This is a genomic window from Aliikangiella marina (assembly GCF_007004765.1).
In the GTDB taxonomy this organism is placed as follows: Bacteria; Pseudomonadota; Gammaproteobacteria; order Enterobacterales; family Kangiellaceae; genus Aliikangiella; species Aliikangiella marina.
Genome location: NZ_VIKR01000002.1, coordinates 134,651 through 160,987 on the forward strand (window position 1 = coordinate 134,651; position 26,337 = coordinate 160,987).

General features: G+C 42.6%; 22 protein-coding genes and 1 tRNA gene. 19 read left to right on the forward strand and 4 right to left on the reverse strand.

Annotated features, from left to right (window positions below):
* Positions 1–365 precede the first annotated feature (365 nt).
* The 8 genes from FLL45_RS06850 (at position 366) to greA (ending at position 10,539) form a co-directional block, all read left to right on the forward strand.
* Positions 366–1,838 (forward strand): YfiR/HmsC family protein, encoded by a 1,473-nt coding sequence (locus FLL45_RS06850; RefSeq protein WP_185964361.1) that lies wholly within the window; start codon positions 366–368, stop codon positions 1,836–1,838.
* Entirely contained in the window at positions 1,835–3,937 is a 2,103-nt protein-coding gene (locus FLL45_RS06855; protein WP_142941289.1) for an EAL domain-containing protein, read from the forward strand. Before FLL45_RS06850 ends, FLL45_RS06855 begins: the two co-directional genes overlap by 4 nt.
* A gap of 126 nt (positions 3,938–4,063) precedes the next feature.
* Positions 4,064–4,825 (forward strand): triose-phosphate isomerase, encoded by a 762-nt coding sequence (gene tpiA / locus FLL45_RS06860; protein WP_142941290.1) that lies wholly within the window; start codon positions 4,064–4,066, stop codon positions 4,823–4,825.
* Positions 4,826–4,828: 3 nt separating this feature from the next.
* A complete protein-coding gene (gene secG / locus FLL45_RS23165; RefSeq protein WP_142941291.1) occupies positions 4,829–5,287 on the forward strand; it encodes a preprotein translocase subunit SecG in 459 nt (152 codons plus the stop codon).
* Positions 5,288–5,311: 24 nt separating this feature from the next.
* Positions 5,312–5,397, forward strand: a tRNA-Leu gene (locus FLL45_RS06870).
* A gap of 226 nt (positions 5,398–5,623) precedes the next feature.
* Entirely contained in the window at positions 5,624–6,772 is a 1,149-nt protein-coding gene (gene carA, locus FLL45_RS06875; protein ID WP_142941292.1) for a glutamine-hydrolyzing carbamoyl-phosphate synthase small subunit, read from the forward strand.
* Positions 6,773–6,834: 62 nt separating this feature from the next.
* Positions 6,835–10,053 (forward strand): carbamoyl-phosphate synthase large subunit, encoded by a 3,219-nt coding sequence (gene carB, locus FLL45_RS06880; protein WP_142941293.1) that lies wholly within the window; start codon positions 6,835–6,837, stop codon positions 10,051–10,053.
* Between the two features lie 9 nt (positions 10,054–10,062).
* A complete protein-coding gene (greA, locus tag FLL45_RS06885; RefSeq protein ID WP_185964362.1) occupies positions 10,063–10,539 on the forward strand; it encodes a transcription elongation factor GreA in 477 nt (158 codons plus the stop codon).
* Positions 10,540–10,546: 7 nt separating this feature from the next.
* Here the strand turns inward: greA and FLL45_RS06890 are convergent, their stop codons facing one another.
* On the reverse strand, positions 10,547–10,795 hold the full coding sequence (locus FLL45_RS06890; RefSeq protein ID WP_142941294.1) for a hypothetical protein: 249 nt from the start codon (positions 10,793–10,795) through the stop codon (positions 10,547–10,549).
* A 264-nt stretch (positions 10,796–11,059) separates the two neighbouring features.
* On the opposite strand from FLL45_RS06890, the gene FLL45_RS06895 reads away from it, so the two are divergent.
* From FLL45_RS06895 to FLL45_RS06905, 3 genes are read left to right on the forward strand one after another with little or no spacing between them, the layout of a single operon-like run.
* Entirely contained in the window at positions 11,060–12,352 is a 1,293-nt protein-coding gene (locus tag FLL45_RS06895) for a sensor domain-containing diguanylate cyclase (protein WP_142941295.1), read from the forward strand.
* A gap of 28 nt (positions 12,353–12,380) precedes the next feature.
* Positions 12,381–13,289, forward strand: coding sequence for an MBL fold metallo-hydrolase (locus tag FLL45_RS06900; protein WP_210247137.1), 909 nt, complete (start codon positions 12,381–12,383; stop codon positions 13,287–13,289).
* Positions 13,290–13,320: 31 nt separating this feature from the next.
* Positions 13,321–13,719 carry a YbaN family protein gene (locus FLL45_RS06905; protein WP_142941297.1) on the forward strand — a complete coding sequence of 133 codons (399 nt, stop codon included), beginning with the start codon at positions 13,321–13,323 and terminating at the stop codon, positions 13,717–13,719.
* Positions 13,720–13,727: 8 nt separating this feature from the next.
* Here the strand turns inward: FLL45_RS06905 and FLL45_RS06910 are convergent, their stop codons facing one another.
* On the reverse strand, positions 13,728–14,831 hold the full coding sequence (locus FLL45_RS06910; protein ID WP_142941298.1) for a phage integrase N-terminal SAM-like domain-containing protein: 1,104 nt from the start codon (positions 14,829–14,831) through the stop codon (positions 13,728–13,730).
* Positions 14,832–15,120: 289 nt separating this feature from the next.
* On the opposite strand from FLL45_RS06910, the gene FLL45_RS06915 reads away from it, so the two are divergent.
* From FLL45_RS06915 to FLL45_RS06930, 4 genes are all read left to right on the forward strand, one after another.
* Complete coding sequence (locus FLL45_RS06915) at positions 15,121–17,172, forward strand: putative bifunctional diguanylate cyclase/phosphodiesterase (protein WP_142941299.1); 2,052 nt, start codon at positions 15,121–15,123, stop codon at positions 17,170–17,172.
* 3 nt (positions 17,173–17,175) lie between these two features.
* Positions 17,176–17,577, forward strand: coding sequence for a DUF2784 domain-containing protein (locus FLL45_RS06920; protein WP_142941300.1), 402 nt, complete (start codon positions 17,176–17,178; stop codon positions 17,575–17,577).
* A gap of 67 nt (positions 17,578–17,644) precedes the next feature.
* Positions 17,645–17,926: a DUF427 domain-containing protein gene (locus FLL45_RS06925; protein ID WP_142941301.1), complete on the forward strand. Its 282-nt coding sequence runs from the start codon at positions 17,645–17,647 to the stop codon at positions 17,924–17,926.
* Positions 17,927–18,172: 246 nt separating this feature from the next.
* Positions 18,173–18,832, forward strand: coding sequence for a hypothetical protein (locus tag FLL45_RS06930; RefSeq protein ID WP_142941302.1), 660 nt, complete (start codon positions 18,173–18,175; stop codon positions 18,830–18,832).
* A gap of 124 nt (positions 18,833–18,956) precedes the next feature.
* Here FLL45_RS06930 and FLL45_RS06935 read toward each other — a convergent pair whose 3' ends face one another.
* Together FLL45_RS06935 and asnC are read right to left on the reverse strand one after the other, a co-directional pair.
* A complete protein-coding gene (locus FLL45_RS06935) occupies positions 18,957–19,613 on the reverse strand; it encodes an SOS response-associated peptidase family protein (RefSeq protein WP_142941303.1) in 657 nt (218 codons plus the stop codon).
* A gap of 59 nt (positions 19,614–19,672) precedes the next feature.
* Positions 19,673–20,131 carry a transcriptional regulator AsnC gene (asnC, locus tag FLL45_RS06940; protein WP_142941304.1) on the reverse strand — a complete coding sequence of 153 codons (459 nt, stop codon included), beginning with the start codon at positions 20,129–20,131 and terminating at the stop codon, positions 19,673–19,675.
* A gap of 224 nt (positions 20,132–20,355) precedes the next feature.
* On the opposite strand from asnC, the gene asnB reads away from it, so the two are divergent.
* The 4 genes from asnB to FLL45_RS06960 all read left to right on the forward strand — a co-directional run bounded on the left by asnB (position 20,356) and on the right by FLL45_RS06960 (position 26,241).
* Positions 20,356–22,068: an asparagine synthase B gene (gene asnB, locus FLL45_RS06945; protein WP_142941305.1), complete on the forward strand. Its 1,713-nt coding sequence runs from the start codon at positions 20,356–20,358 to the stop codon at positions 22,066–22,068.
* A gap of 72 nt (positions 22,069–22,140) precedes the next feature.
* Complete coding sequence (locus FLL45_RS06950; protein ID WP_142941306.1) at positions 22,141–22,452, forward strand: LysR family transcriptional regulator; 312 nt, start codon at positions 22,141–22,143, stop codon at positions 22,450–22,452.
* 175 nt (positions 22,453–22,627) lie between these two features.
* On the forward strand, positions 22,628–24,025 hold the full coding sequence (locus tag FLL45_RS06955; protein WP_142941307.1) for a pyridoxal phosphate-dependent decarboxylase family protein: 1,398 nt from the start codon (positions 22,628–22,630) through the stop codon (positions 24,023–24,025).
* A gap of 284 nt (positions 24,026–24,309) precedes the next feature.
* The gene (locus FLL45_RS06960) at positions 24,310–26,241 is read left to right on the forward strand and encodes a tetratricopeptide repeat-containing diguanylate cyclase (protein WP_142941308.1); all 1,932 of its coding nucleotides are present in this window, start codon (positions 24,310–24,312) and stop codon (positions 26,239–26,241) included.
* Positions 26,242–26,337 lie beyond the last annotated feature (96 nt).

Here is a 26,337-nt window from a genome sequence, read left to right on the forward strand (position 1 = left end):
TATTAAAGTTGAATATCAGACGTTTACTATAGTTTAAATCCATCAATCTTGCTTGATACATATCGCCAGCGTCAGGGCTTTTTCTAACTAATATGATGAATTAATAAGCGCCGTAAAAATGTACTAATATTGCCTAGGGAATCAAACCAAGTGTATTTGGCGGATTTTGGGCGCGCGTATTATACGGGTAACGGCGGATAATTGACCAGTGAAAAGACCAAATAATTTATAAATAATTCCGGGTAATCCGCAATTTTGAGTAAATTAACCTATACTGGATATATAACAACGACTTACGTCGACAACCCTTAATGCAAGCAATTGAAATAAGCCATAACAATTCAGTCAATTTCTGGGGATCGAATTTGGCAAAAAGCCTAATTTTTTTTTCAATGTTTCTGCTGACTATCAGCGGAAGCCTCTCGGCTGCAGAAAAGCTGGATGAAGCGACAGCAAGAACGCTGATTGTTCGTCAACTTTTAAGCCTAGTCGATGGCCACATTCCTTCTGCAGATCAAGCGGAAGGGTACCGGCTATGCACCTATCGAGATTCATTTTCGCATAATCAAATGATGAAGCACCTCGCTGGTGTCAAAGTTGATAACTTGCCGTTAGTAATCTTGGATAAGCAAAACAAGAAGGCTGTCGGCGGTTGTAACGCGCTGTATGTTAACAAGCCCCAAAAAGGTGACCTCGATTGGTTTCGACAGAATGGCACACCGCAAAATACCTTATTTATCATAAATGGCCGCGACTATGCCGAGCAGGGGTTTCATATCGGTCTATTTCTAAACAACCGAGATACGTTTGATTTTGAGCTTAATCCTGAAGCATTTGAGGAAAGTGGCTTTACCCCGAGAAAAGAGTTACTTCAATTTGGACAGGTTTTAGAGTCGGGTCTTCAAAAGCGAGTTAAGCTACTGAGAAACTTAATTAACTTCACCGATTGGCCAGGCACGAATAGCGACTTCGAAACCAGTGAAACCTTTGACCTCTGTTTGTACAGAAATCAGTCACTCGCCACTTTCATTGATTACTTTTCTCGGCGCAAACCTTTCAAAAGTAAAGCACTCAACACCAAGCTTATTGTCTCTATCGAGCAAGCCGACGGTTGCGATGCGATCATTCTGAACGACCCAGAGGATACTGATCATTACCGTTTTATTGCTGATCGGGACAAGGAAAAAAAACTGCTTATCGGTAACGATATGACCACAAGCGCCGCAGGCGTTCATTATAACCTGGTGGCTGAAAAGTCGACTGGGCGACTCTTTGAAATGAATTTAATCGCGTTTCAGCAAACGGGTCACTCTCCGCATTTTGAGCTGATCAATTCTGCCAAACTCGTCAATACTGATTATCCGGAAATAGCCAGAGTGCTCGACTTTATCATCCAGTCGACCACTTGGCCGAAAAAACAAGCGAATCAACTAGCGGGAGAGGCGTTTAACGTTTGTGTTTATCAGCAACCCGCATTTAGTGAATATCTTGGATTTCTCTTAGAAAACAAAGCGAGCGAGCAGGAATCAGATGCTCGAAAGATCATTCTGAAAAATATTGAAGAATCCAATCTAAGCGGCTGTGAGGCCACGCTAGTTTCTGAGGACAATTGGCAGGAATTGACAGCCGGAGAATCGACTTTGATTTCTGAAGCGGCTCAAAGTTTAACACTCCTGCTCACTGAAAAGCGCTTGTCAGCCCCGGGTATTCATTATCAAATGCTGATTGCACCTAAGCGGATCAAGTTGGAAATTAATCAAGAGCTCTTAAATTCAATCGGATTTAAAGCTTCTGAGTCACTGATTGATTTTGAACGACAAAGTGGAGGTGGCCGATGATCAATTTTGGTAACTCCATTCGTTCGAAACTGATCATCGTCATTTTGTTAGTGTCAGCTGGCGCGCTAGGAATCGGAATGATTGGGCTGGGCATCAGTTACTATAATACAACCAAGCAGGCCTTTATTGCCGATGCCGAAACCCAAGCCAACTTACTCTCAAACAGTGCTCGGGTTGCAGCAAGCCTTGGTGATGAAGAGCAACTCAAGTTGGTATTAAAATCAGCCACTCTACGGAGTGAATTTGGCGCTGCGGCCTTTGACAATACCGGTAATATACTGGCTGCGCTCGACGAACCACAAAGCGAGTATTACATCAGTGAAGCCGAGTATTATAAAACCAAGCTGATTGAGTGGAACGGGGACATACTCAATGTATCGGTTCCGATTCAAGCAGCTGATGGTGAGTATCTCGGGGCCATTTATTTAAAAATATCAACCGAGTCTTTTTATATCGCGATCCAAAACTTCTCTATGATGAGCTTAGTTATCGCACTTGTTCTTGTGGGAATGGTTTATTTAATTGCGCTGCGCCTTCAAAAAGTAATCTCTGAGCCGCTCATTGAGCTGGATGCAATTAGTAGAAAAGTCAGCGATAGCAGTAATTACGCTATTCGAGTGCCTTATTATGGTGAAGATGAAATTGGTTCGTTGGCACGGTCATTCAATCAAATGTTAGAAACCGTTGAAGTCAACCAGAAAGAGAGAGATACCGCCAATGAAGCGCTTAAGCTTAATAAAAAGCGACTAGAGCGAGCAGTCAAAGATCTCCAGTATCTCGCTAACTACGATTCATTAACCCAGCTACCGAATCGGGCATTATGTATGGATCGAATCAAATATGCCCTCAAACGAGCTTCGCGCAATAACAATATGGTTGCGCTTTTATTCTTGGATCTCGATCATTTTAAAGACGTCAATGATTCGCTGGGGCACGCCGTCGGGGATCAACTACTCAAAGCGACCAGCCAGCGGTTGCTCGAAAAAATCCGCAGTGAAGATACGCTTGCCCGTTTAGGTGGTGACGAGTTTGTAATTATCTTAAATGAGTTGCATGACACTGATGATGTTATCAATATTGTTGATAAGATTGTTGGTAGTTTTGAAGCGCCATTTCAGCTATCCAACTATGAAGTCAATTCAACGGTTAGCGTTGGAGTTTGTATGTTCCCTCAAGACGGTGCGGACGTAGACTCATTGATGAAAGCAGCTGATGCAGCAATGTATAAAGCCAAAGAAGTTGGACGAAATACTTATGAATTTTATGAGGCCGAGCTTAATCAGATAGCGATTAGACGTCATCAATTGGCCAATGAAATGCGTCAGGCAATTAAGAATGAAGAACTTAGCTTGGTTTTTCAGCCTCAGCTCAATATCCAAGAAAATAAGGTGATTGGCGCAGAAGTATTGTTACGCTGGCACCACCCAATTCTTGGGCACATTTCCCCTGGAGAATTTATACCGATCGCTGAAAATACTGGACTCATTCGCGAGATTGGAAGCTGGGTACTTGATAATGCCTGTAAGAAAATTGCCGAATGCAGGGAAATTGGCCACGAAATTCGCTTAGCGGTAAATCTCTCAGCGTTGCAATTTAGGCAGTCTAATTTGCCAGAATCGATTGCAGCTACGTTAGAAAAATATCGTATTCCCCCTAAACTGCTCGAAGTCGAGATAACCGAGAGTATGTTGATGCGTGACGTAAGCCAAGCGATTGATATCCTGGAGCGCCTGAAAGAGATGCAGATCCGTATCGCTATCGATGACTTCGGTACCGGCTATTCATCTTTATCCTACTTAAGGCGTTTACCGTTAGACGCTTTAAAAATCGACCGAAGTTTTATCGATGAGGTAGTGGTTGACGCGGATGATACGGCTATCACGTTAGCAATCATATCCATGGCGAAAAGTCTTCGCTTAGAGGTTATCGCGGAAGGTGTGGAAACAGAGCAACAGCAAGAATTTCTGATCGATAATAATTGTGACGATATCCAGGGATATTACTTTTCACGTCCACTAGCATTTGAAGATTTTAAGGCTTTTTTGGAGAAGCGCTCTCAACAAGAGTGCAGTTCTTCGCAATCAAAAGCCAATCAATAACCCGGTAATCCCACAATCCATGCGAGACTTGAGGTATTTTAAGGTTTATTAACGTTTCTAGTCTTGTATATCTAATTTAGGTCAGGTAAGATTTGCGCCCTTTTTAATGTGAGCCAAATAGCGAATATGGGAACCGGCAGAAAGCGATTAATCGCAGGTAATTGGAAAATGAATTGCCAGCGAGCTGCGGCACTGGAATTAGCCAGCTCGGTCGTTGAACTAAGCCAAGCTTCAGAAAACGCCGATTTGTTGATTTGCGTTCCAAGTATTCATTTAGCTGACATCGAAAAGTGCTTGCAAGACAGTCAGGTGAAGTTGGGTGCACAAGATGCACACTGGGCCGAATCTGGCGCTTATACGGGAGAAACCAGTGTAAGTATGCTTGAAGACTATCGTGTGCAATATCTACTAGTTGGCCATTCAGAGCGACGAGAGATGTTTGGTGATAGTGATGAGCGAGTTGCAAACAAGTTTGAAGCGGCTTTAAAAAATGGCATCAAACCCATATTATGTATTGGTGAGTCGCTCGAGCAACGCGAACAAGGCGTAACATTAGATGTACTCAAAAGCCAAGTCCAAGCGGTGATTGATCGTGTTGGCATTAAAGCGTTCGAAAATGCAGCTATTGCTTACGAGCCAATTTGGGCTATCGGTACTGGAGTTACTGCTACCCCAGAGCAAGCACAAGAAGTTCATGAGCAACTGCGCCATTGGTTGGCGACTCATGACCAAGCCATCGCAGATGGTCTACAGATTTTATATGGCGGCAGCATGAATGCTGCGAACGCTGAGACATTATTAGCTCAGCCTGATATTGACGGCGGCTTAATTGGTGGTGCTTCACTAAAAGCCGACGATTTTATGAAGATTTACTCGGTAGCGAGATAAGAGATGGAATCAATTATTCTAGTAGTTTACCTCATCGTTTCTATAGCGTTGATCGGTATTATTTTATTGCAGCAAGGCAAGGGCGCGGAAATGGGCGCTTCATTTGGTGCTGGTGGTGCTAATACTGTATTTGGTGCGGCGGGCTCTGGTAACGTTTTGACCAAAACGACGACCATTTTAGCGATTTTGTTTTTCGCAATCGCGTTGAGCATCAGTTATTTTAATTCAGCGCCGGCCTCGAGCGTCGATGAAGTTTTAGATGAAGTAAGCGCGCCTGTAGTAACTCCGCAGCCAAGTAGTATTGAAGCTGAATTGCCGACTGCGACCCAAGGCGGTATTGAAGCGGAAGTTGCGCCAGCGCAAAAAGCATCAATCGAAGCTGAAACACCGGCTGCTAGCGAAGCCGCAAAAGCGGAAACTGAAGAGAAAACCGAAAACGCTAAAAAAGAAGGTGATAACTAGAGTTTAGCGAATCAAGCAAGTTTTGCCGAAGTGGTGGAATTGGTAGACACGCTATCTTGAGGGGGTAGTGACCTACGGTCGTGCCGGTTCAAGTCCGGCCTTCGGCACCAATTAAAAAAACCGTCCAAATGGGCGGTTTTTTTATTGCAAGGACAAAGTCTGGGCGTTGGTTTTTCTGAATAATTTTTGTCGATGTGAATGGACAAAACTGGCGGTTATCGCTTAGAATACCCCGATTTTTCCGCAATTGCGGCCAAATACACAAAATTACCCAAAAAGCGGAAGAGAATGTTTAACTTTTCCGCTTTTTAGTATCTGTTTTAGCCGGAGGGTGTCTTGTCTGCATCAGCAAATTCTACAGCTGCAATTCTCGTTCTAGAAGATGGAACAATTTTTCGAGGTGTGTCGATCGGCGCACAAGGTGAGTCAATTGGCGAAGTCGTGTTCAATACTGCCATGACGGGTTATCAGGAAATCTTAACTGACCCCTCTTATGCCAAACAGATGGTGACATTGACTTACCCCCATATCGGAAATACTGGCGTCAATACAGAAGATGAAGAGTCGAATAATGTTTGGGCCGCTGGCTTGATTATTCGTGACCTTCCGTTGCAACACAGCAACTGGCGTTCTGAAAAGTCGTTAAGTGATTATCTGAAAGAGAAGCAAATTGTCGGTATCGCCGATATTGATACTCGTAAACTAACGCGAATTTTACGAGATAAAGGTGCGCAAGCAGGGTGTCTGGTCGCCGGTGATAACATCGACGAAACCGCTGCATTGGAAAAAGCCCAATCCTTTGCTGGGCTCAAAGGAATGGATCTCGCAAAAGAAGTGACAGCGAAAGCATCTTATCCATGGTTCGAAGGTAGCTGGCAGCTCGTTGGTGGACACAAAACACTGACAGATTCAGATGAAAAGTTTCATGTGGTTGCTTATGATTTTGGCGTGAAGCGAAACATACTCCGCATGCTATCTGACCGTGGATGCCGATTAACCGTTGTCCCTGCGCAAACACCCGCCGAAGAAGTGTTAGCTTTGTCACCGGATGGTATTTTCTTATCCAATGGCCCAGGCGACCCGGAGCCTTGCGATTATGCCATATCAGCAATAAAGGCTTTCTTACAAACCGATATCCCTATTTTTGGTATTTGTTTAGGTCATCAGTTGCTCGCCCTAGCTTGTGGCGCAAAAACGATGAAGATGAAATTTGGCCATCACGGTGCCAATCATCCGGTGGAAAATGTTGCCGACAAAACAGTCATGATCACCAGTCAAAACCATGGGTTTGCGGTAGATGAAGACTCATTGCCAAATAATTTAAAGGTCACTCATAAGTCACTTTTTGATGGCAGTTTGCAAGGTATCGAACACACAGAAAAACAAGCGCACAGTTTTCAAGGCCATCCGGAAGCGAGTCCAGGGCCTCATGACGCGGCACCTTTGTTTGATAAGTTTATTGAAGCAATGCAAGCGAACAAATAAGTTGTTTTTAACCAGACAATTTAACCACTTAAAATTTAGTCATTTGTAAACGGTAATAGCGAATGCCAAAACGTAACGACATACAAAGTATTCTCATCTTAGGTGCAGGTCCGATAATTATTGGACAAGCTTGTGAGTTTGATTACTCAGGAGCGCAAGCGTGTAAAGCCCTTAAAGAAGAGGGTTTTAGAGTTATTCTAGTTAATTCAAACCCAGCCACAATCATGACTGATCCTGAAATGGCTGACGCGACTTATATTGAGCCGCTGCACTGGGAAGTCGTTGCAAAAATAATCGAAAAAGAAAAGCCGGATGCGATCCTGCCAACCATGGGCGGACAAACCGCACTTAATTGTGCGCTCGATTTAGCATCACGAGGTGTCCTTGAAATTCACAACGTTGAAATGATTGGTGCGAAACGAGAGGCGATTGATAAAGCAGAAGACCGAGAACAATTTGCCCAAGCGATGCGCAAAATCGGTTTAGATATGCCGCGTGCTGGAATTGCCCATTCAATGGAAGACGCTTATAAAGTGCTCGATGAAGTCGGTTTTCCATGCATCATTCGTCCGTCCTTTACCATGGGAGGTACCGGTGGTGGTATCGCCTACAATCGGGAAGAATTTGAAGAAATATGTATTCGTGGTTTGGACCTGTCGCCAACCAATGAGCTATTAATTGATGAGTCATTAATTGGCTGGAAAGAATACGAAATGGAAGTTGTGCGGGATAAAAACGACAACTGTATTATTGTCTGTTCGATTGAAAATTTTGACCCCATGGGGGTTCACACTGGCGATTCAATCACGGTTGCACCGGCACAAACACTCACTGACAAAGAATACCAAATTATGCGTAATGCCTCGCTTGCTGTGCTGCGTGAGGTCGGCGTTGAGACTGGTGGTTCTAATGTACAGTTCTCGGTGGATCCAAAAACAGGCCGCATGATAGTCATTGAAATGAATCCGCGTGTGTCTCGCTCATCGGCGCTTGCGTCAAAGGCGACCGGTTTTCCTATCGCCAAAATCGCGGCTAAACTAGCCGTTGGTTACACCTTAGATGAGTTACAAAATGATATAACGGGTGGTCAAACACCTGCTTCATTTGAACCGGCGATTGATTACGTCGTCACTAAGATTCCACGGTTTAACTTTGAAAAATTCCCGAATGCTGATTCGACACTGACCACCCAGATGAAGTCTGTCGGTGAAGTTATGGCAATTGGGAGAACGCTTCAGGAATCAATGCAAAAAGCACTGCGTGGCATGGAAACTGGAGTTGATGGTTTTGATCCTTTATTGGATACCAGTCGCGGTGACTGGAAAGAAGTGCTTCGTCACAACTTACAAGTGCCAGGTGCCGATCGAATTTTTTATGTCGCTGATGCCTTCCGTCAGGGTTACAGCGTCGAAGATATTTTTCGTTTGACTAACATTGACCCTTGGTTCTTGGTCCAAATTGAAGAAATCGTTCAATTAGAAAAAGAGTTTTCACAAGTTGGAATTGGCAATGTCGAAGCGGACCTTTTGTTTAAAATGAAGCGCAAAGGGTTCTCAGATAGACGCTTGGCTAAGTTGCTGGATGTCTCAGAGAAAGAAATGCGTCGGGTTCGTCATCGCTTTGATATTTATCCCGTTTACAAACGCGTGGATACTTGCGCTGCCGAGTTTGCGACTGATACGGCTTACATGTATTCAACCTATGAAGAAGAATGTGAAGCAGAGCCATCCGATAAAGATAAGATCATGATTTTAGGTGGCGGACCAAATCGTATCGGCCAAGGTATCGAATTTGATTATTGCTGTGTGCACGCAGCATTTGCGGCACGCGATGACGGTTATGAAACGATTATGGTCAACTGTAACCCAGAGACGGTTTCAACTGACTATGATACTTCGGATAGACTTTATTTTGAGCCTGTCACGCTAGAAGATGTATTAGAGATCGTTGCCAAAGAAAAGCCTAAAGGAGTAATCGTTCAGTACGGTGGACAAACTCCGTTGAAGTTAGCGCGTGACCTTGAGGCTGCCGGTGTGCCGATTATTGGTACGTCACCTGATGCGATTGATCGAAGCGAAGATCGTGAAAGATTCCAAAGAGCAATCGAACGTTTAGGTTTAAAACAGCCACCCAACAGAACGGCTAAAACACTCGAAGATGGGGTTCGTTTAGCTGAAGAAATTGGTTATCCACTGGTTGTTCGTCCTTCTTATGTATTGGGTGGGCGAGCTATGGAAATCGTCTTTAACGCTGATGAGTTGAAGCGATATATGACCGATGCGGTTTCTGTATCGAATGAATCACCTGTGCTCCTTGACCGATTCTTGGACGATGCTATCGAAGTGGATGTCGATGCTATTTTCGATGGTGAAACGATTCTTATCGGTGGAATCATGGAGCATATTGAGCAAGCCGGCGTTCACTCTGGTGATTCCGCCTGCTGCATTCCACCACATACGCTAAGCCAAGAGATTCAAGACAGGCTGGTTGACCAGATCCACGCTATGGCCAAAGAGCTTGGGGTTCGGGGCTTGATGAATACTCAATTTGCTATCCAGGGCGAGGAAATTTATGTCCTCGAGGTCAATCCTCGTGCGTCGAGAACGGTACCATTTGTATCAAAGGCAACAGCACGTCCACTCGCAAAAATTGCCGCGAGTGTCATGGCTGGCAAGTCACTCAAAGAACAAGGTTACACGGAGGCTGTGGAATCAGACTTTTTTACCGTAAAAGAGCCGGTATTCCCATTCAATAAATTCCCTGGCTCCGACCCGATCTTAGGGCCTGAGATGAAATCAACAGGTGAAGCGATGGGGGTTGGTGAGTCTTTCGGTGAAGCTTATTACAAAGCCCAGTTAGGTGGCGGGTCGCAAGCACCGCGAGGTGGCAAAGCTATTTTGAGTGTTAAAGATAGTGATAAAGCCAAATTACCAGAAACTGCGCGAGCATTAATTGAGTGTGGTTTCGAAATTTTAGCAACCGGCGGGTCAGCGACAACCTTGATCCAAGATGGCGTTTTTTGCCAGCGGGTGAACAAAGTTTACGAAGGAAGACCGCATCTTGTGGATATGATCAAGAATGACGAAATTGATTATATCGTTAATACCACTGAAGGTAAGCAAGCTGTCGCAGATTCATTCCAAATCCGTCGCTCAGCTTTACAGTACAAAGTAGCCTACACAACCACTTTGGCAGGTGGTCTAGCGACAGCTCAAGCCATTCGTCATCAAACCAGACAAAAAGTTGTTTCGGTGCAAGAGCTGCATAAAAGAGTCAAGTAAGGGTAAACCATGAATTTAACACCAATGACAAAAGCAGGTGCAGAAGCACTTCAAAAAGAGTTAACCGATTTAAAACAAAACCAACGACCTAAAGTCGTCGCGGCAATTGCAGAGGCGCGCGAACACGGCGATTTGAAAGAGAATGCTGAATATCATGCGGCAAGAGAGCAACAAGGGTTTATTGAAGGTAGAATCCAAGAAATCGAGGGTAAGCTAGGGACCGCGCAGATAATTGATGTCACAACCATAACGAATAACGGTAAGGTGATATTTGGAACAACTTTGGATCTAGTCAACCTCGAAACAGATGATGAAGTCACCTATCAAATCGTTGGTGATGACGAAGCAGATATTAAGCTCAATAAAATATCAGTTAATTCGCCGATAGCCAGAGCGTTAATCGGTAAGGAAGAGGGCGAAGTTGCCGTGGTCAGAACTCCAAACGGCGATGTTGAGTATGAGATCGTTGAGGTTAAATATATCTAGCCACGATTCAACCCACTAGATTGGTAATTTGCAAGGGGTCACTAGAAGTTAAAAGTGGCTCGCTTGTAAACTGGCAAAACGAAGTCGGTTTTAGGGTATCGCTCGGTATCACTGTATCACCTGCGAAAACAACCTGAGTCGTCGGAGATTCTTGGGTTATCCAAGTGCCAGAATCAAAATTATCATCAAAACGAGGAATAGAATTAAAACTGGAACTTCGACTAAAAGTAATTACAGCATAAGAATCAGGGCCCATGTTTAACGGGCCCTTTTTTTATATCTAAAGGTTCTAATATTGAGGTTTATTTTTGCCAAAACTATATAAAACTGCCACTTATTGACACTGTTTGGATTTTTGTCGAATTTTTGACAATTAAATTGGCAGAATTTCTTTTTATGTACCAATATTAGGTCGGACAAAGGTTGGGTATACTCAGTCGATGTTAAGTGGTCGCTTTTTAAGTTCAGAGAGAAATCAGACTTAGGGACAATCGAACAATCTGAAAAAGCAGGATATCAAGTGAGTAGTAACAAGGATTATTTCGACGCGGAGTTCTACGCAGCGTCAATCGAAGCTATCCAGGATGGTGTTTTCGTTGTCAGGGACGGATTATTTGTTTTGGCAAACCAAGCTTTTGCTGAGCTAATGGCACTTCCTAAGGCGAGAATTCTTGGTCAATCAATCACGCGATTCGTTGCTGATGATTACGTTGCGAAAGTTGCGCAGCGTTATCGAGAGCGAGTTAACGGCGGCACCCCGCCGGAGAGTTATCAGATTGAAGTCATTCGAGGCGATGGTGAAGTTCGCCTGGTCAATTTAAAAGTCAAAGCGTTTGCAGCAAAAGATGGTCAAGTCTATGAGGTTGTCAGCGTTCGTGACGTAACCGATAGAGATAAATTACTCGCTAAGCTCGAGCATTCTGAGAGAGAGTTCAAACAGATCATCGATAACTTACCCGGCGTCTTTTATCGAACAGATGCCCAAGGACAATTAATCAAAGCCTCTCCGTATGCTTTTAAACTTTTAGGGTATCAAGCAGAAGAAGCCATCGGAATGCCGATTGCCGACTTCTATGCCGAACCGTATATGCGAGAAGCAGTATTGGAAAAAATTCTTGCTGCAAATGGTGACCCGGTTGAGTTGGAAACCTTAATGCGCTGTCGTGACGGAGCGATGGTCTGGGTATCGACAAGAGCCTATGCTCGCTTCAATAAAGCAGGAGAGTTTATCGGAGTGGAGGGTATTTCTCTGGATATTACTAATCGTAAGAAACTGGAGAATGAGTTACGCGAAAAAGCGATAAAAGATCCTCTCACTCATTTATTAAATCGTTATGGTTTGCAAGAACATCTTGATAAATCATTGAGTCGAGCGAGGCGCAATCAAAGCCAGGTAGCTTTGATATATATTGATATTGACGATTTTAAGCAAGTGAACGATCGACTTGGTCACACTGCCGGTGATAGTTATTTAGTCGAGTTTTCTCGCCGTTTATTCAAAAACTTTAGAGAGTCTGATGTTATCTCCAGAATAGGTGGAGATGAATTTGTTGTCGTCTTGGATGATAAGAACCTTGTCGCTTCTAGAGAGGAGTTTTTAGAGCGTTTAGAAACTATCATGCGTCCAGAGTTTGTCATTGAAAACACGCCGCTTGAATTTAAATATAGTAGCGGAGTCGCATTGTATCCGGAGCATGGTATAACACCGGAAGAACTGTTAAATTATGCAGATCAGAAGATGTATATTGCTAAGCAGGAAGATGATAGTAATCAACCCATATCTCAAAGTCGTCTCGCGCAAACAGGCTGTTAAGTTCTCTGTTGTTTTTAGAATACTGTTTTTGATTACGTTAATTCACTTTGCTCCTGTGAAGTCGGAGACTCTCGGTGACTATGAAGTCGTCGTTCTTGGTGTTGCTCAAGATGCCGGTTACCCGCAAATCAATTGTTATCGCCCACACTGCGCGGATGGATGGCGCGAACCCTCAAAAATGAAACTTGCTACTTCAATAGCGGTGATCGACCCTATTGAAAAAAAGAAGTATGTGTTCGAAGCAACGCCTGATATCAAGTCTCAGTTTTATCGCTTGCATCAAATCGCACCTGACCCGGAATATCGTTTAGCGGGAATATTTTTGACACACGCACATATAGGACACTATACCGGTTTAATGCATTTGGGCAGAGAGGCGATGGGCGCTAATCAGATCCCAGTTTTCGTTATGCCAAAAATGGCGAAGTTCTTGTCAACTAACGGTCCATGGAGTCAATTAGTCCAGTTAAAGAACATTAAACTAAGTCGCTTAAGTAATGGCGAAGTCACAAAACTCGGTTCAAATTTGAAAGTTACCCCTTTTACCGTTCCCCATAGAGATGAATATAGTGAGACCGTCGGATTCAAAGTTGTTGGTCCCAATAAATCACTGCTATTTATACCGGATATTGATAAATGGCAGAAATGGGAGAAAGACCTGGCGAGCGAGATAAAGAAAGTTGATTATGCCTTTTTGGATGCGACGTTTTTTCAGAATGGCGAATTACCCAATCGCGATATGAGCGAAGTGCCTCATCCGTTCGTTGAAGAAACCATGGCACTTCTTGATTCACTATCGGCTCGAGAGAAAAGCAAAGTTATTTTTATCCATTTTAATCATACTAATCCATTGTTAAAGTCTGGTAGTCGAGCACAAGAAAAAGTGATCTTGAAAGGCTTCCGCTATGCTGAAGAGGGTATGCGATTACCTTTGTGATCAGACGAATCAGAAAATTTAAGGTGGCTCTTTGAAAAATCACCAAGGTGGCGCAGTAAAATATATTCTAATCATCGTTGGTTTAGTGCTCGTAGCAATCGGCTTGATTGGAATTGTTGTACCTGGTTTACCGACAACAATTTTTTTGATTGCTGCCGCGGGGTGTTTTGCGAATTCGTCGCCAAAACTTCATGGCTGGCTTTTGTCCCATCCTTGGTTTGGGCCAATTATTCATCATTGGCACGAGTCTCGAACGATACCGTTAAAAGCAAAAAAGATTGCGTTATTCATGATGGTGGCTGCTTGTATTTATACCTGGCTAATGCTCAATGATATTTGGATAAAGCTTTTAATCACGGTAATAATGCTTTGGCCAATGATATTTGTTTATCGTCTTCCAATTAGCGATGTATCGGAGAGAGAAGATTAACTAAACTTTCAAGCCGCGCCTAAATTGTCGGAAAAATTAAAAGCCGTTTGTTTGATATGATTGATTCTGTTGATTGGCACTTTCTTGTTATTCCATCGCTCATCTTGGTTGATAAGTATTTGGCGATCGTGATTAAAATTGGCTCTATTTTTCTCAACCGATTGAAACGAACTATAACGGTTATACCTTTTAATCGCTAGCCTTACATCTGACTTAACAAGGTTTAACGGCATTTTGTTTAATCGAGAAATCGTATGCTTTTGTTTATTGGCAAATGTATGCGGAAAAAGGTATTGCCACTCAGGTTGTAACTGTTTGGCCAACCAATTGAGTTCTTGATGACATGCACCGTAGCGCGTCTCTTTCTCGAGTTGAATGATTCTTTTTACACGCATAACCTGAATTCTTAATTCGAGTATCAATTGCAGCGGTAAATTCGCGGAAAACTTTACATTACCATTGTTATAACGGACAACGAGCTGGCTCTGTTTGAAGTTGACATCAGCCAAACGCAAGTTTACGACTTCTCTTAATTTTAAATTACAGGCAACAGCAATACTTGCGATAAGTTTACTGGAGCCCTCTAGGTAATTGATAACGCCTAGACAGTCTTGCTTTTCAAATTTGGAAAAAAATCCGCGGCGTTGTTTCAGCCGCAGAAAATGGAGATCCCCAAGTTTGGTTTTGAGAATGTGTTGATAGAAAAAACTTAATGCATCACACGCGCTTTGTTGCGCGTTGTAATCATGGTTCAATTCACGCGCTAGATAACTTAGATAATTTTCTAAATCGGTTTGGTTGTATGATGGTCGATTTTTACTCTTATAAAAATGGACAAACCTTAAAACCCAAGCGGTATAGCTTTTAGTTATCTCATGACTTAACTGGTTTCTGAGTGCGACAAGTTGGAGTTGTTCTAGCCACGATGATAATTCTAGTGCTTCGCTCGAAACAGGGTCGGTATTAGCAATTAGCGTCAGTTGTTCTGGTGCTAGTTTTTGTGGCGTGAGCTTTTCTGACGCGAGCTTTTCTGAAGCGATTACCGGAGGCGCAGGTGACACCCGGAAACTCTCTGGGCTTCTGGGCTTGCACTCTCGTTTCTCGGCTACCATAGCAGTTTACCAGTAATTAGGTGTTTGCATAAATACTATTTATACGAGTAGTTAAAGTCAAGCAAAAAGTGATTATTCGATTAATTTAAAGTTGAAACCGGGCTTTGTGGAATTTAATAATAACCAAACTTGTTGAAATCAAAGGAATATTCTGCAATTCGGTACTCGAAGGGCTATGCTTTAAGAATAGCTAACTTTTGACTTAATTCGGGTTATTGTGGTATTTCGCCGGTAATGAGCATATCGCGGAAACTGGGGAAGGTAGACACCAGAATACGATGATGTTGATATGATGGAATCCTTTGGTTCGGTTGTTTACAGTATCCAAATCGTCAGTTCACTCATAATTGCTTGGGTGATATATCGCTATTACATGCTCTACAAGCGGGACTATCTTAAGTTTTGGTCCTTTAGCTTTGTCTCTCTTTCCGCTTACTTGCTGTTAGCTTTGGCGCTAAACAATCTGAGTAAGGTTGGTCTCGAGTTTCATTCTATTCCCGGATATCTACTAGCCCTATTAAAAATCAACGCCGGTTATTTGCAGATAGTCTGGTTATTTTTAGGCACTTATGTACTTATTCGTCCGCAAGGCGTGTCTCCCATCATCGCTCGAAGAGCGCTTCTCTTTACCGTTGTTTTAGCGAGTGCACTATGCAGTCTATATGCTTTTGATCCTGAAGCTGGACTGTTAAGAAACACTTTAAGAAACAGTTCAAGATATATTCTTGGCGGCTTAGCTTTTATTTTTGTTGCTATTGCGATTTATAAATACCTTAATAAGACTTCCCTCGGGAAACGATTGGTGTGCCTCGCTTTTTTCTTTTATGGTTTAGAAATGGCGGTCATTGGCGCTTTAAGTTTCAATGTATTGTTGGGTGGTGATCGGCAAGTTCTATTTGTATTGATTCGCTATCACGGAATATTTGAGTTATTGATTTATCCGATAATTGCGCTGGGGTTGGTCATTTGGCTGCTTGAACGAGAGCGCTACAAAGGCCAAATTATCTATGAAAAGTTATCCAATCAAGACACACTTGACCCGCTCACCGGACTATTAAATCGTCACGGATTTGAGCGCAAACTGAATAGTTGGAAAAACATTAATCATGATAACAAGCGCAACTTATTAGTCGTATTGATTGGGATTGATCAGTTCAAACGAATCAACCAAGCCGTTGGAGTCCGGCAAGGGGATGAAGTTTTAATTGCTTTTGCCAACAGGGTAGTCGGTGAGCTTGGTAATATGACTTATCAAGCGCGGCTCAGTGGAGACGTTTTCGCCTGTGCGTTAGACAAAGATTTAGCGAAAAAATATCATGCCGAGAAGTTAAGAAAAATATTTTCTCGTCCACTTAAAATTCATCAACAGAAAATCCATCTTGAGGTCAGTGTTGGCGGCACTTGGATGTCAGACTTGGACTCAGTTGATGATATCCTAATCCACGCTCAAAGAGCGCTTGAGTCGGCAAAGAGCCATGGTGGCAATGTGGCTGTAATGTTTGATGACACGATGCCGGAGAAAATTGATTCGCTACAACTCGAAAATGAGCTTCGGTATGCGATTAGTAAATCACAATTTGAGCCATTTCTACAGCCCATTCTCGATGCGAAAACAATGCAAATTATTGGATTTGAAATGTTAACTCGCTGGCGTCACCCGGAAAAAGGTATTTTACCACCCGTCGAGTTTTTACCCTACCTGGCACAACTTAATTTAATGCCTCAATTGGACTTATGGACGCTAAAACAGGCTGTTGAACTATTGTCTGCATGGCAACGAAAAGGTCTTAATACGCTTTCCGTAGCAATTAACCTCTCAGCTGAAGGGCTTCAAGATGAACGCTACTTAGAGCTAGCACCATCGATAATTCAGCGTCTCGGGCCGCAGACCGATAGACTGCATATTGAAGTGACTGAGAACTCAGCAATGACGAGTATTCGGGCTGGAAAGTATTCACTCAGTCTGTTAAATGACCTCGGTGTTAAAATATCGATCGATGATTTTGGTACGGGATATTCTTCTTTGAATTACCTAAAGTCTTTTCCTGCACATAAGATTAAATTTGATCGTTCGTTCATTATGCAAATGGAAACTGATAAAACAACCAAGAGTATATTAAAAGCACTGATTCCACTTTGTCATGATCTTGGTAAAACCGTTGTCGCAGAGGGTGTCGAAACCAAAGAGAGCATCCACTACGCAAAAATGTTAGGTTTTGATCAGTTGCAAGGTTATTATTTTTCTAAACCGGTACCGGTTGAGCAAGCAGAAGCGTTGTTGGCGGCGCAATCAACCAACGAGCTCTCTGACGAGCTGGATTCCACTAAAACCTCACAATAGCTGATGAGCGCACAACATTATCTTTTGCTCGCCGATTTAATTTTAATCATCCATGTGGTATTTATTCTCTTTGTTGTTTTAGGTTTAGGGCTGATTTATCTTGGGTACTTTTGCCACTGGCGTTGGATCGGAAATCCTTGGTTTCGTCTTACCCATTTAGGCGCAATCGGATTTGTCGTTGTGCAAACTTGGTTAGGCGAGATCTGTCCATTAACGTATTGGGAGAATACGCTAAGAAAACAAGCCGGAGATGCGAGCTATTCAGGGGACTTTATTGCTCACTGGCTCAACCAATTTATTTACTTCAGCGCGCCAGGGTGGGTATTCACTTTAGTTTATAGTCTATTTGGTTTGTTCGTTCTATTTAGCTGGTTTTGGATTCGGCCTCGTGGTTTTAAAAGCTAGTCTAAGTTCCAGGTTATTGCGTAAAAGCTAATAACAATAAGCAGATTCATTACCGCGGAGGTTTACTATGAAAGCAATTTGGAATGGTCAAGTGATTGCAGAAAGTGAGGATACAGTTGTGGTTGAAAACAATCATTACTTCCCGCGAGACTCGATTAATATGGACTTTTTCGAAGCCAGTTCCACCACGAGCTTTTGTCCTTGGAAAGGTGAAGCCAATTATTACTCTGTTAAAGTCGCAGACAATGTCAATAAAGATGCGGCTTGGTTTTATGACTCACCCAAGGAAGCTGCGTCACAAATAAAAGGACGAGTTGCCTTTTGGAAAGGCGTGACGGTAAGCGAATAATCGCTGTTATTCGCTTTTAACTCCCCTCAAAAAGTTGAGGTTATTCAAAAATAGAATGGGTATCCTCAACGATCGCCGACAGGACTAATTTCGCTCCTGTAGCCAGCCTTCACACCCGATAGATTCCTCAGAATAGATTCAACGCGCCAAATTCTACAAGACAAATGGCCGGTTTTTCGGTAGGGTGACCGCTCTTAAAGGATATGGATATATCACAATAATAACGAAACAAGTACGAGGGACAAGATGATAATTCGAGCTATTCTCCTGGTTATTCTATTGGCAAGTGGTTCTGCGGGCGCAGAAGGCGGTTTTCTTGATAAAGCCAAAATGATGTACGACGCCACTGTTTGTGCAACTGAACATACCAAAACGATATGCGTCATGAAGTTATTACTGAGTAATGGTGAACAAACTCCATTAAGTCAAGGTAGCAAAGCAGAGGGGCAATCTAAAAAATATTTCCTCGTGTCTCCCAATGACAACTGGGTAAAACTAAAAATTGGCAAAGCGAGAAATGATTTAGTGATCGGTGAAAAAACTGGCTTCGGCATGGTCTATGTTGATTGGCTAGACGAGCCTTTTGTTGACTTTCACGAGAATGCAAAACAACCGCTGATGGAACTTGCGAAACAGCTAAAATCAGAACCGGAATATGTGGAGTTGGATGTTTGGCCCTACAAAGAGAACGGAGCCGTATATTTGGTTTGTTATGTTACTAATATAAAAACAGAAGAATGTATGTGGTCAGCGACTGCCAATGTAAATGGCGGTGCAGTGAGAATCTTTTCGACATCCTCGGGTACAGAAGCGATGATTGGTGATGTGGTTGGTTTGATTGCGTCGATTGATGTAGAGCCGGTTGCTGAGGAAGAATCTCAAGCTTCCGCTGGCTCAGGCGAGTAACCTCGCCAATAGACGGAGCGAATGTAATTTAAATAGGAGTTAAATTTTACCTAGCGGGTCGGAGATTTGATCTCCGGCGCTTAGGTTTTTAAGTTAGGGGGAGAACCTCATGCCAGCCGGCAAACTAATCAGCCTCAATAATCTCCGCCTCACCAATTTCTTCACTGGGGTTTTTCTTATCGACTGGCACGACTCTTAAATCGAAACGAATTTTGGATTGCAAGGTTTCTTGCCAGTAATTGGGGTCATGAAAACTATCATCTAGCCAGGGTTGGATTTCATCCGGCAACAACATCAAAGGCAAAGATTTGTCATGGATATGACTAAACCTCGGATGAGGCGGTAAGGTAATAATCGAACAAGAATAGTGTGGACTTTCGGGATCGCCGGTATTCCAAGCTTTGTACAAGCCGCCAAACGCAAGTGCGCTATCTAACGGTTCAACTTTATAGCGATTACCTTTCCATTCATAAAAACAACTGGCGGGCACAACGCAGCGGTTATACATAAAATCGGTTTTACGATTGGTCATCAATTTGTCTTTACGCGTGTTAAAGGATTTGTAACGCTTGTCGTAGGTATAGCCATTTTCGGTTCTTGCTTGGAACAACCACCAATTGGCTTCTATCCCCGTGGCGACACCATTTTGACCGATGGCAATTGGGATTTTTGCGTTCGGCCGAATATTGTAATCCGTCTCCAAATTAAATGGGATATTCAGTAGATCCATCAATGCTTTCACAAAAGGGCTGTCAGTAACACGCCCGATGGCACCACACATAACAATTCCTCGCTAAATACGGTAAAGTAGAACGGTCAAGACGACCCGTAAAAACGCAACTAAATTTGTACAGTCCGGTTAATGGGATTTTGTAGTGAAATTAAGGTTTCCGTTTTTCTTACTTTTTCAATCGACTGAATCTTGTCAATTAATACCCATTGTAAATCATCGATCGAACGACACCAGATTTTAATCATAATACTATATTGACCGGTCGTGTAATAAGCCTCGACGACTTCGTCGATCTCTTTGAGTTGACGGATGACTTCCGGATAATCACCAGCACTCTTTAAGTTAATGCCGATAAAACAACACACGTCGTATCCCAATGGTTTAGGTTCAACCACAAGCTTGGTGCCTGAAACGATTCCAGCGGCCTTGAGCTTCTCGATACGCACATGAATGGTTGCAGGGCTCACTTCAAAGCGTTTACCCAGTTCTGCATAGGGGGTACGGGCATCTTCTACTAACGCGTTAAGAATATTCCTGTCCAAATTATCGATCTGTTGATTATTCATCCAATTTGCCACCGATTTTTAAAGGATTAAAAAAATACCGGTTAATTATTAAATAATATTCACTTAATGTCGAGTTTGTGTTTTTGGGTATTTAAAAATATTTTGTTTTGGTTAATGATTACTAAAAAATAGCGTTGAATTATTAGCTATTCGTTATTAAGTGATTAGCGTTCTTTTAATACAAAGTCGTTGATTTATAAAGAAAAACATAAGGTTTCAATCAAATGTGCTCGATTTTCGGTATTTTGGATATCCAGGGTGACCCGCAAGAGTTACGCGCGTTAGCGCTGGCCCAATCCAAAAAGCAACGTCACAGAGGTCCGGATTGGTCTGGGATCTGGACAAGCGATTCAGCAGTGTTGGTACACGAGCGTTTAGCGATCGTTGATATCAATAGTGGTGAGCAGCCGTTAGTCAATCGACAAGGTGATTTAGCACTGTTAGTTAATGGTGAAATATACAATCACAAAACGCTAGCTGAATCGGAAATTGCTGATTATCCCTTTCAAACCCAGTCTGATTGTGAAGTCATTTTAGGGTTGTATGACAGCGATAGAGCGAAGAGCACTCTAGTGACAAGTGAAATGATAGAAAAACGCCTCAACCAGCTTGAGGGTATGTTCGCGTTTATTTTATTTGATGATGCGACAGGCCGTTACATAGTAGCACGTGATCCCATCGGCATAATTCCGCTTTATTATGGCTATGATGATGAGCGTCGATTGTATGTTGCTTCGGAAATGAAGTCGCTAGTTGGTGTGTGTGGCGAGATCCATAGCTTTCCACCTGGCCATTACTTAGATAGTGACCAGGGTGAAATTGTTACTTATTACAAGCCCGACTGGAAAGATTACGAAGTTGTTGCCAAGAACTCTGCTTCACCGGCTGATATTCGCGATGCTATGGTTGATTCAGTCAAAAAACACATGATGTCGGACGTACCTTACGGTGTTTTACTCTCTGGGGGGTTAGACTCGTCGATAGTTTCTGCGGTGGCTCAGCTTAACGCTGCCAAGCGTGTTGAAGACGATCAAAAATCGCCTGCATGGTGGCCACAACTGCATTCTTTTGCCGTAGGATTAAAAGGTTCGCCGGATTTGTTGGCGGCGCGCAAAGTGGCGGATCAAATCGGCACTATTCATCATGAAATCAATTTTAACGTACAGCAGGGTATTGATGCTTTAGCGGATGTAATCTATCACCTAGAAACTTACGATGTCACCACGATACGGGCTTCAACGCCGATGTTTTTAATGGCGCGAAAGATTAAGTCGATGGGCATCAAAATGGTCCTGTCTGGTGAAGGCGCCGATGAAATTTTTGGCGGTTATTTATATTTTCATAAAGCACCCAATGCGAAAGAGTTTCATGAAGAAACTGTCCGTAAGTTAGAGCGCTTGCATCAGTTCGATTGTTTGCGTGCCAATAAAGCGATGGCTGCTTGGGGGGTAGAAGCTCGTGTTCCCTTTTTGGATAGGAAGTTTTTAGATGCGGCAATGAGTATTTCACCTGAGGCTAAAATGTGCGGCATGGGCGCTAACGGTCAAACAAAAATTGAAAAACATATTTTAAGAGAAGCTTTCGAAGGTTATTTACCAGAAGAAATTTTATGGCGCCAGAAAGAGCAATTCTCTGATGGTGTTGGCTACTCGTGGATTGACTCACTCAAAGATTATGCAGACGAAGTCATCAACGATATCGAAATGCGTCGAGCAGCCATCGATTACCCTATCAATACACCTGACACTAAAGAAGGTTTGTTATATCGCAAAATTTTCGAAGAGCGATTTAACAGCAATAGTGCTGCTGCCACCGTACCAGGTGGAAAATCAGTAGCATGCAGTACCAAAGAAGCCTTGGCATGGGATGAGAGTTTTAGCAATAACGCTGATCCTTCTGGACGTGCGGTTGCCGGCGTACATGCCATGGCAGTTTAAAAAATGTGAACTAAAAATAATAAGTCGTACTTGAGTTTGTTAACAATAATCTAGGACCTAAAGGAAACAACCATGAAATTACAACAACTTCGATTTGTGTTGGCGATAGCAGACAATAATTTGAATATTACTAAAGCATCACAAGTGCTTTACACTTCACAACCCGGTGTTAGTAAGCAATTGCGCCTGTTGGAAGAAGAGCTAGGTGTAGAAATATTTTCTCGTAATGGTAAAGCGTTAGTCGATATCACAGAGAATGGCAAAGTGATTCTTGAAAAAGCGCGCTTTATCATGGAAACCGTTAATGATATTAAAGCGTATTCAAGTGAGCAAAATGCGGAGACTCGCCCAGTCTCAATGCAGCAATTCGCAACTTGTGCTTAATTGAATTGAACTCAAAGTAAAATAAGATTTATTCATTCCTAGACTGTTGTCAGGTGGTGGCGCTCAGAGTCACTGCCTGAGTTTGTGTGTTCGAATTTTTGTAAGCCATGTTTAGATTTGTTAGGCTGGATGTCTTGGTTCTCTGCGACAAGTATCCTAAAGACAGAACACACCAATGAATCCGCGAAAAAGTGATTGGCAAAATCTCGATTTGCTACTGAAGTCCTTTGCTCAAATTAGCAGCAATTTTATTTATGATCTCGATGATAAAAAAGTCGCTGAGTTAGACGTTAAGCTCATCGAAAGTCACCTCAGTGAGGCGGGCCATGATTTTGCCGATGTACTCGAACATCTTTGTGACAATATTATTCCCCAGCTTTCAGCAAGTCGTGGTCCGCGTTATTGGGGATTTGTGACGGGTGGCGCGACTCCGGTTGCAACCTTTGCGGATTGGCTAGTAAGCACCTTCGATCAAAACCTATCCAAAGATGGTGACTCTATCGCCAGTGAGATTGAGCGTCAGACGATCCGTTGGTTATGTCAGCTTTTTAATTTGCCTGACAGTTTTGATGGTTTGATTACCACTGGCGCGACAGCATCAAATTTCTTAGGAGCGATTTGTGCTCGTCAATTTGCCGGTCGCCGGCAAGGTATCAATGTTGCGCAAGCAGGGATGGCCAATTTGTCAGTTGAGGTCTTTTCCGCAACGCCCCATGCAAGTATGTTGAAAACCCTGGGCATGGCTGGGCTAGGGTATAAGAACCTGATTAAAGTCGATTGTTTAACCGGCTCAGAATCAATGGATGTTGCAGATCTGGCTTATCGTTTACAAGTATCAACCGCGCAAACAAAAATAATTATTGCGAGCGTTGGAACCGTAACGGCTACTGACTTTGATGATCTGATGACGATAAATCAACTTGCGGAAAGGTATGATGCCTGGGTCCATGTTGATGGTGCATTTGGCATTTTTGAACGTATTTTAGAGGGTGAAAACCTGAGTAATGGATTAGAGGATGTTCATTCAATAACACTTGATAGTCATAAGTGGCTCAATGTTCCCTATGAAAGTGGCGTGTTTCTTACTCGGCATCTTGATGTATTGTTTGACAGTTGTGATGTACCTGCGCCCTATTTGGCTGCCGAGGGTGACAAGCCCGAATTTATGTCACTAGGGCTCGAGAACTCGCGTCGTTTTCGTGCACTTCCCGTATGGATGACGTTGCTTACATACGGCAAACAAGGCATTGCGAGCTGGGTTAAGCGTAATATTGATTGTGCAAAATTGCTTGCTGATAACATCGCCCAGTCTCCCAATTACGAATTAGTCAATGACTGTAAACTCAATGTTGTTCTGTTCAGACCAACTTGTTCTGGTCTCGATCAACAAGCCGCAGACGAAAAAACCACACAAGCAATGAAAGCGATTAATCAAGACGGAAGAATATTCGTCAGTCCCGGGTACTGGCAAGGTAAAAAAGTTATTCGCGCTGCAATCAGCAATTGGGAGACACAAATAGTGGATATAGAAATCGGTATCGCGTGTCTTGAAGATATCGCGAGCAAGCTTTAACCACGGTTACATTACCGACCTAAGATAATTAAGAATATTCGCTGAAGACTAAGACCGCACATTAAGAATACATTCGTACGAGCCAAGGATACGAGGGTGAGCCAGCTGATCGGATAGTGATTCCGCAATGCCTAGGGCACCAATAATCGGCAGCAGAGTTAAACTTCTGCTATACCTAATAGAGTATTGGTCGAATTATAGAGTATTAGTCGAATTATAAAGTACCAGTTGAATTCCGATTGCTCGAACTGAGTGAGACTTAAAAACTAATAAGAATAGCGATAGTGAGAAGATTTGTATTAGTCTGCATGATAGTTGCGGCCAATTTATTGTCGCAAGGTTATGCTGCTGACTCGGTAAAGCAGCAATTGGTCCAGCAGATCGAACGAGCTACAATCGCTGATCCAAATCAAGCCAGCCAGCTTTTAGAGCGCCTCAAACCGCTTATCAAACCAGAGGATAATTTAGACCAAGCTGAATATTTCCGACTAGAATCAGCGATATATTCCGCACTAGGTTACGGCGATAAGACGCTTGCCTCTGCCGTTAAAGGACTTGATTTACTCTTAAAATCCCAATCGGTCTCACTCCAGAATGAAGCCAACAGAGATAAAATAGCATTAATGCAGTCAAAGCTACTTATCAACAAAGCTGATGCCCACTATTTCCTCAATGATTACACGGCAAGTAACACGGCCGCAGCAGAAGCGCTTGAAGCGGCTGAGCTCAGTAGAAATAAAAAACAAATCGCCTTTGCCTTAATTTCCATAGCTGAAATGTCTGACTTAATTGGTGCGCATGATAAGTCAATATCGTTACTGTTGAGTGCTCAAGAGATGAGCGAGTCAATCGATGATAACCGATTAAAATCGATTATATTCTCAACGCTCGGAAACATATACGTCTCTATGGAGAAAAATGAACTTGCGATAGAAAACTATCAAAAAGCGATCGAGTTACATGATCCGAATAATATTTTTTCAATCAATATTCTTAATTTCAATATTGCGAATGCGCTTTATCAGCTAGATAAAAATGATCAGTCACTGCACTACCTTGAGCGAGTGATTAGTGATAGTCGAATACTCAACGACCAATCTTCCTTAGCTTACGCCTATTTTACTCGAAGCGAAATTTATGCCGAGAGAAAAGAATTTGATAAGGCTTTGTCGGGTATTGAAAAAGCAGAAGAACTATTGAGGATCATAAAGGACACTAACGAGCTGTTCAATTTGCTCACAAGCAAAGTAAATATCTATATACAACTTGAAGAACTTAGTCATGCTGAGGAGATTTTAGTCGAAGTAAAGTTATTAATGAATGAGTTGAGTAATACCATTCAAAAAAGAGACTGGCATTATATAAACGCTAGATTTTGGGCAGCTAAAAAAGATTATCAAAAAGCACATAAGCATGCGCTTGATTTTGCATTCTATGATCACAAATATCTGATGAATTCGACGAGTGATAAAATGCAAAGATTACGTCTCGAATTTAATACTAAGGATCTTGAGCTGGAAAGAGAAAAGCTTGAGCGACTCAATGCCATTAAAGAAACTGAGTTGACTAAAAGTAATTCGGAGCGCGTTCAGTATTGGTATATTTCGATTATCACGAGTATTTCACTCATTTTTACCTTTTTATTGATTTATCGACAACATAAAACCAAACAGGTATTAGCCAAGCTTGCAACGTTTGATGCGTTGACTGGATTAAGAAATCGACGATCGACCAAAGAATTACTCGATAAAGAATTTCAGCGTTACCTTCGTTACAAGGATCCTTTCTGTATTGCTTTATTCGATATTGATAACTTTAAAGTTTTTAATGATTCTTATGGGCACTCAGTGGGTGACCAGGTGCTATCCAAGCTCGGAAAACGATTGCAACCGCTATTGCGCGATAATGATATTTTATGCCGTTGGGGGGGAGAAGAGTTTTTAATATTGTTACCCAGTACCCAATTAAAGGACGCTGCGTCACTTGGTGAACGATTGTTAGAGAGGACTAGGCGTATAAGAATTGACCAAGTGAGTGCTGACCTAAGAGTCAGTTTTAGCATGGGAATTGTTCAGGTTAATCCACACAGTCAATCAACGGATGAGTTGATTAATGAAGCTGATAAAGCCGTTTATCGCGCTAAAGCCGCAGGAAAAAATCAAATCGTTTGTTGTATGGAATACAACACTATCGGTAATCCATCCATCTCTCGTTGAGTTTATTTGTTTTAAGGCCGTGACAGTCAAATAGATTTTTTGAGGCTATCCGGTTAATCTTATAGTTGTACTGTAAAACACATAACAATAATTCTT

What these genes read in the sequence shown, in the direction of transcription:
- FLL45_RS06855 (WP_142941289.1), top strand. Translation starts at nt 1,835, where the DNA reads ATGATCAATTTTGGTAACTCCATTCGTTCGAAACTGATCATCGTCATT.
- tpiA (WP_142941290.1), top strand. Translation starts at nt 4,064, where the DNA reads ATGGGAACCGGCAGAAAGCGATTAATCGCAGGTAATTGGAAAATGAAT.
- secG (WP_142941291.1), top strand. Translation starts at nt 4,829, where the DNA reads ATGGAATCAATTATTCTAGTAGTTTACCTCATCGTTTCTATAGCGTTG.
- carB (WP_142941293.1), top strand. Translation starts at nt 6,835, where the DNA reads ATGCCAAAACGTAACGACATACAAAGTATTCTCATCTTAGGTGCAGGT.
- greA (WP_185964362.1), top strand. Translation starts at nt 10,063, where the DNA reads ATGAATTTAACACCAATGACAAAAGCAGGTGCAGAAGCACTTCAAAAA.
- FLL45_RS06890 (WP_142941294.1), bottom strand. Translation starts at nt 10,795, where the DNA reads ATGGGCCCTGATTCTTATGCTGTAATTACTTTTAGTCGAAGTTCCAGT.
- FLL45_RS06910 (WP_142941298.1), bottom strand. Translation starts at nt 14,831, where the DNA reads ATGGTAGCCGAGAAACGAGAGTGCAAGCCCAGAAGCCCAGAGAGTTTC.
- FLL45_RS06915 (WP_142941299.1), top strand. Translation starts at nt 15,121, where the DNA reads ATGATGGAATCCTTTGGTTCGGTTGTTTACAGTATCCAAATCGTCAGT.
- FLL45_RS06920 (WP_142941300.1), top strand. Translation starts at nt 17,176, where the DNA reads ATGAGCGCACAACATTATCTTTTGCTCGCCGATTTAATTTTAATCATC.
- FLL45_RS06925 (WP_142941301.1), top strand. Translation starts at nt 17,645, where the DNA reads ATGAAAGCAATTTGGAATGGTCAAGTGATTGCAGAAAGTGAGGATACA.
- FLL45_RS06930 (WP_142941302.1), top strand. Translation starts at nt 18,173, where the DNA reads ATGATAATTCGAGCTATTCTCCTGGTTATTCTATTGGCAAGTGGTTCT.
- FLL45_RS06935 (WP_142941303.1), bottom strand. Translation starts at nt 19,613, where the DNA reads ATGTGTGGTGCCATCGGGCGTGTTACTGACAGCCCTTTTGTGAAAGCA.
- asnC (WP_142941304.1), bottom strand. Translation starts at nt 20,131, where the DNA reads ATGAATAATCAACAGATCGATAATTTGGACAGGAATATTCTTAACGCG.
- asnB (WP_142941305.1), top strand. Translation starts at nt 20,356, where the DNA reads ATGTGCTCGATTTTCGGTATTTTGGATATCCAGGGTGACCCGCAAGAG.
- FLL45_RS06950 (WP_142941306.1), top strand. Translation starts at nt 22,141, where the DNA reads ATGAAATTACAACAACTTCGATTTGTGTTGGCGATAGCAGACAATAAT.
- FLL45_RS06955 (WP_142941307.1), top strand. Translation starts at nt 22,628, where the DNA reads ATGAATCCGCGAAAAAGTGATTGGCAAAATCTCGATTTGCTACTGAAG.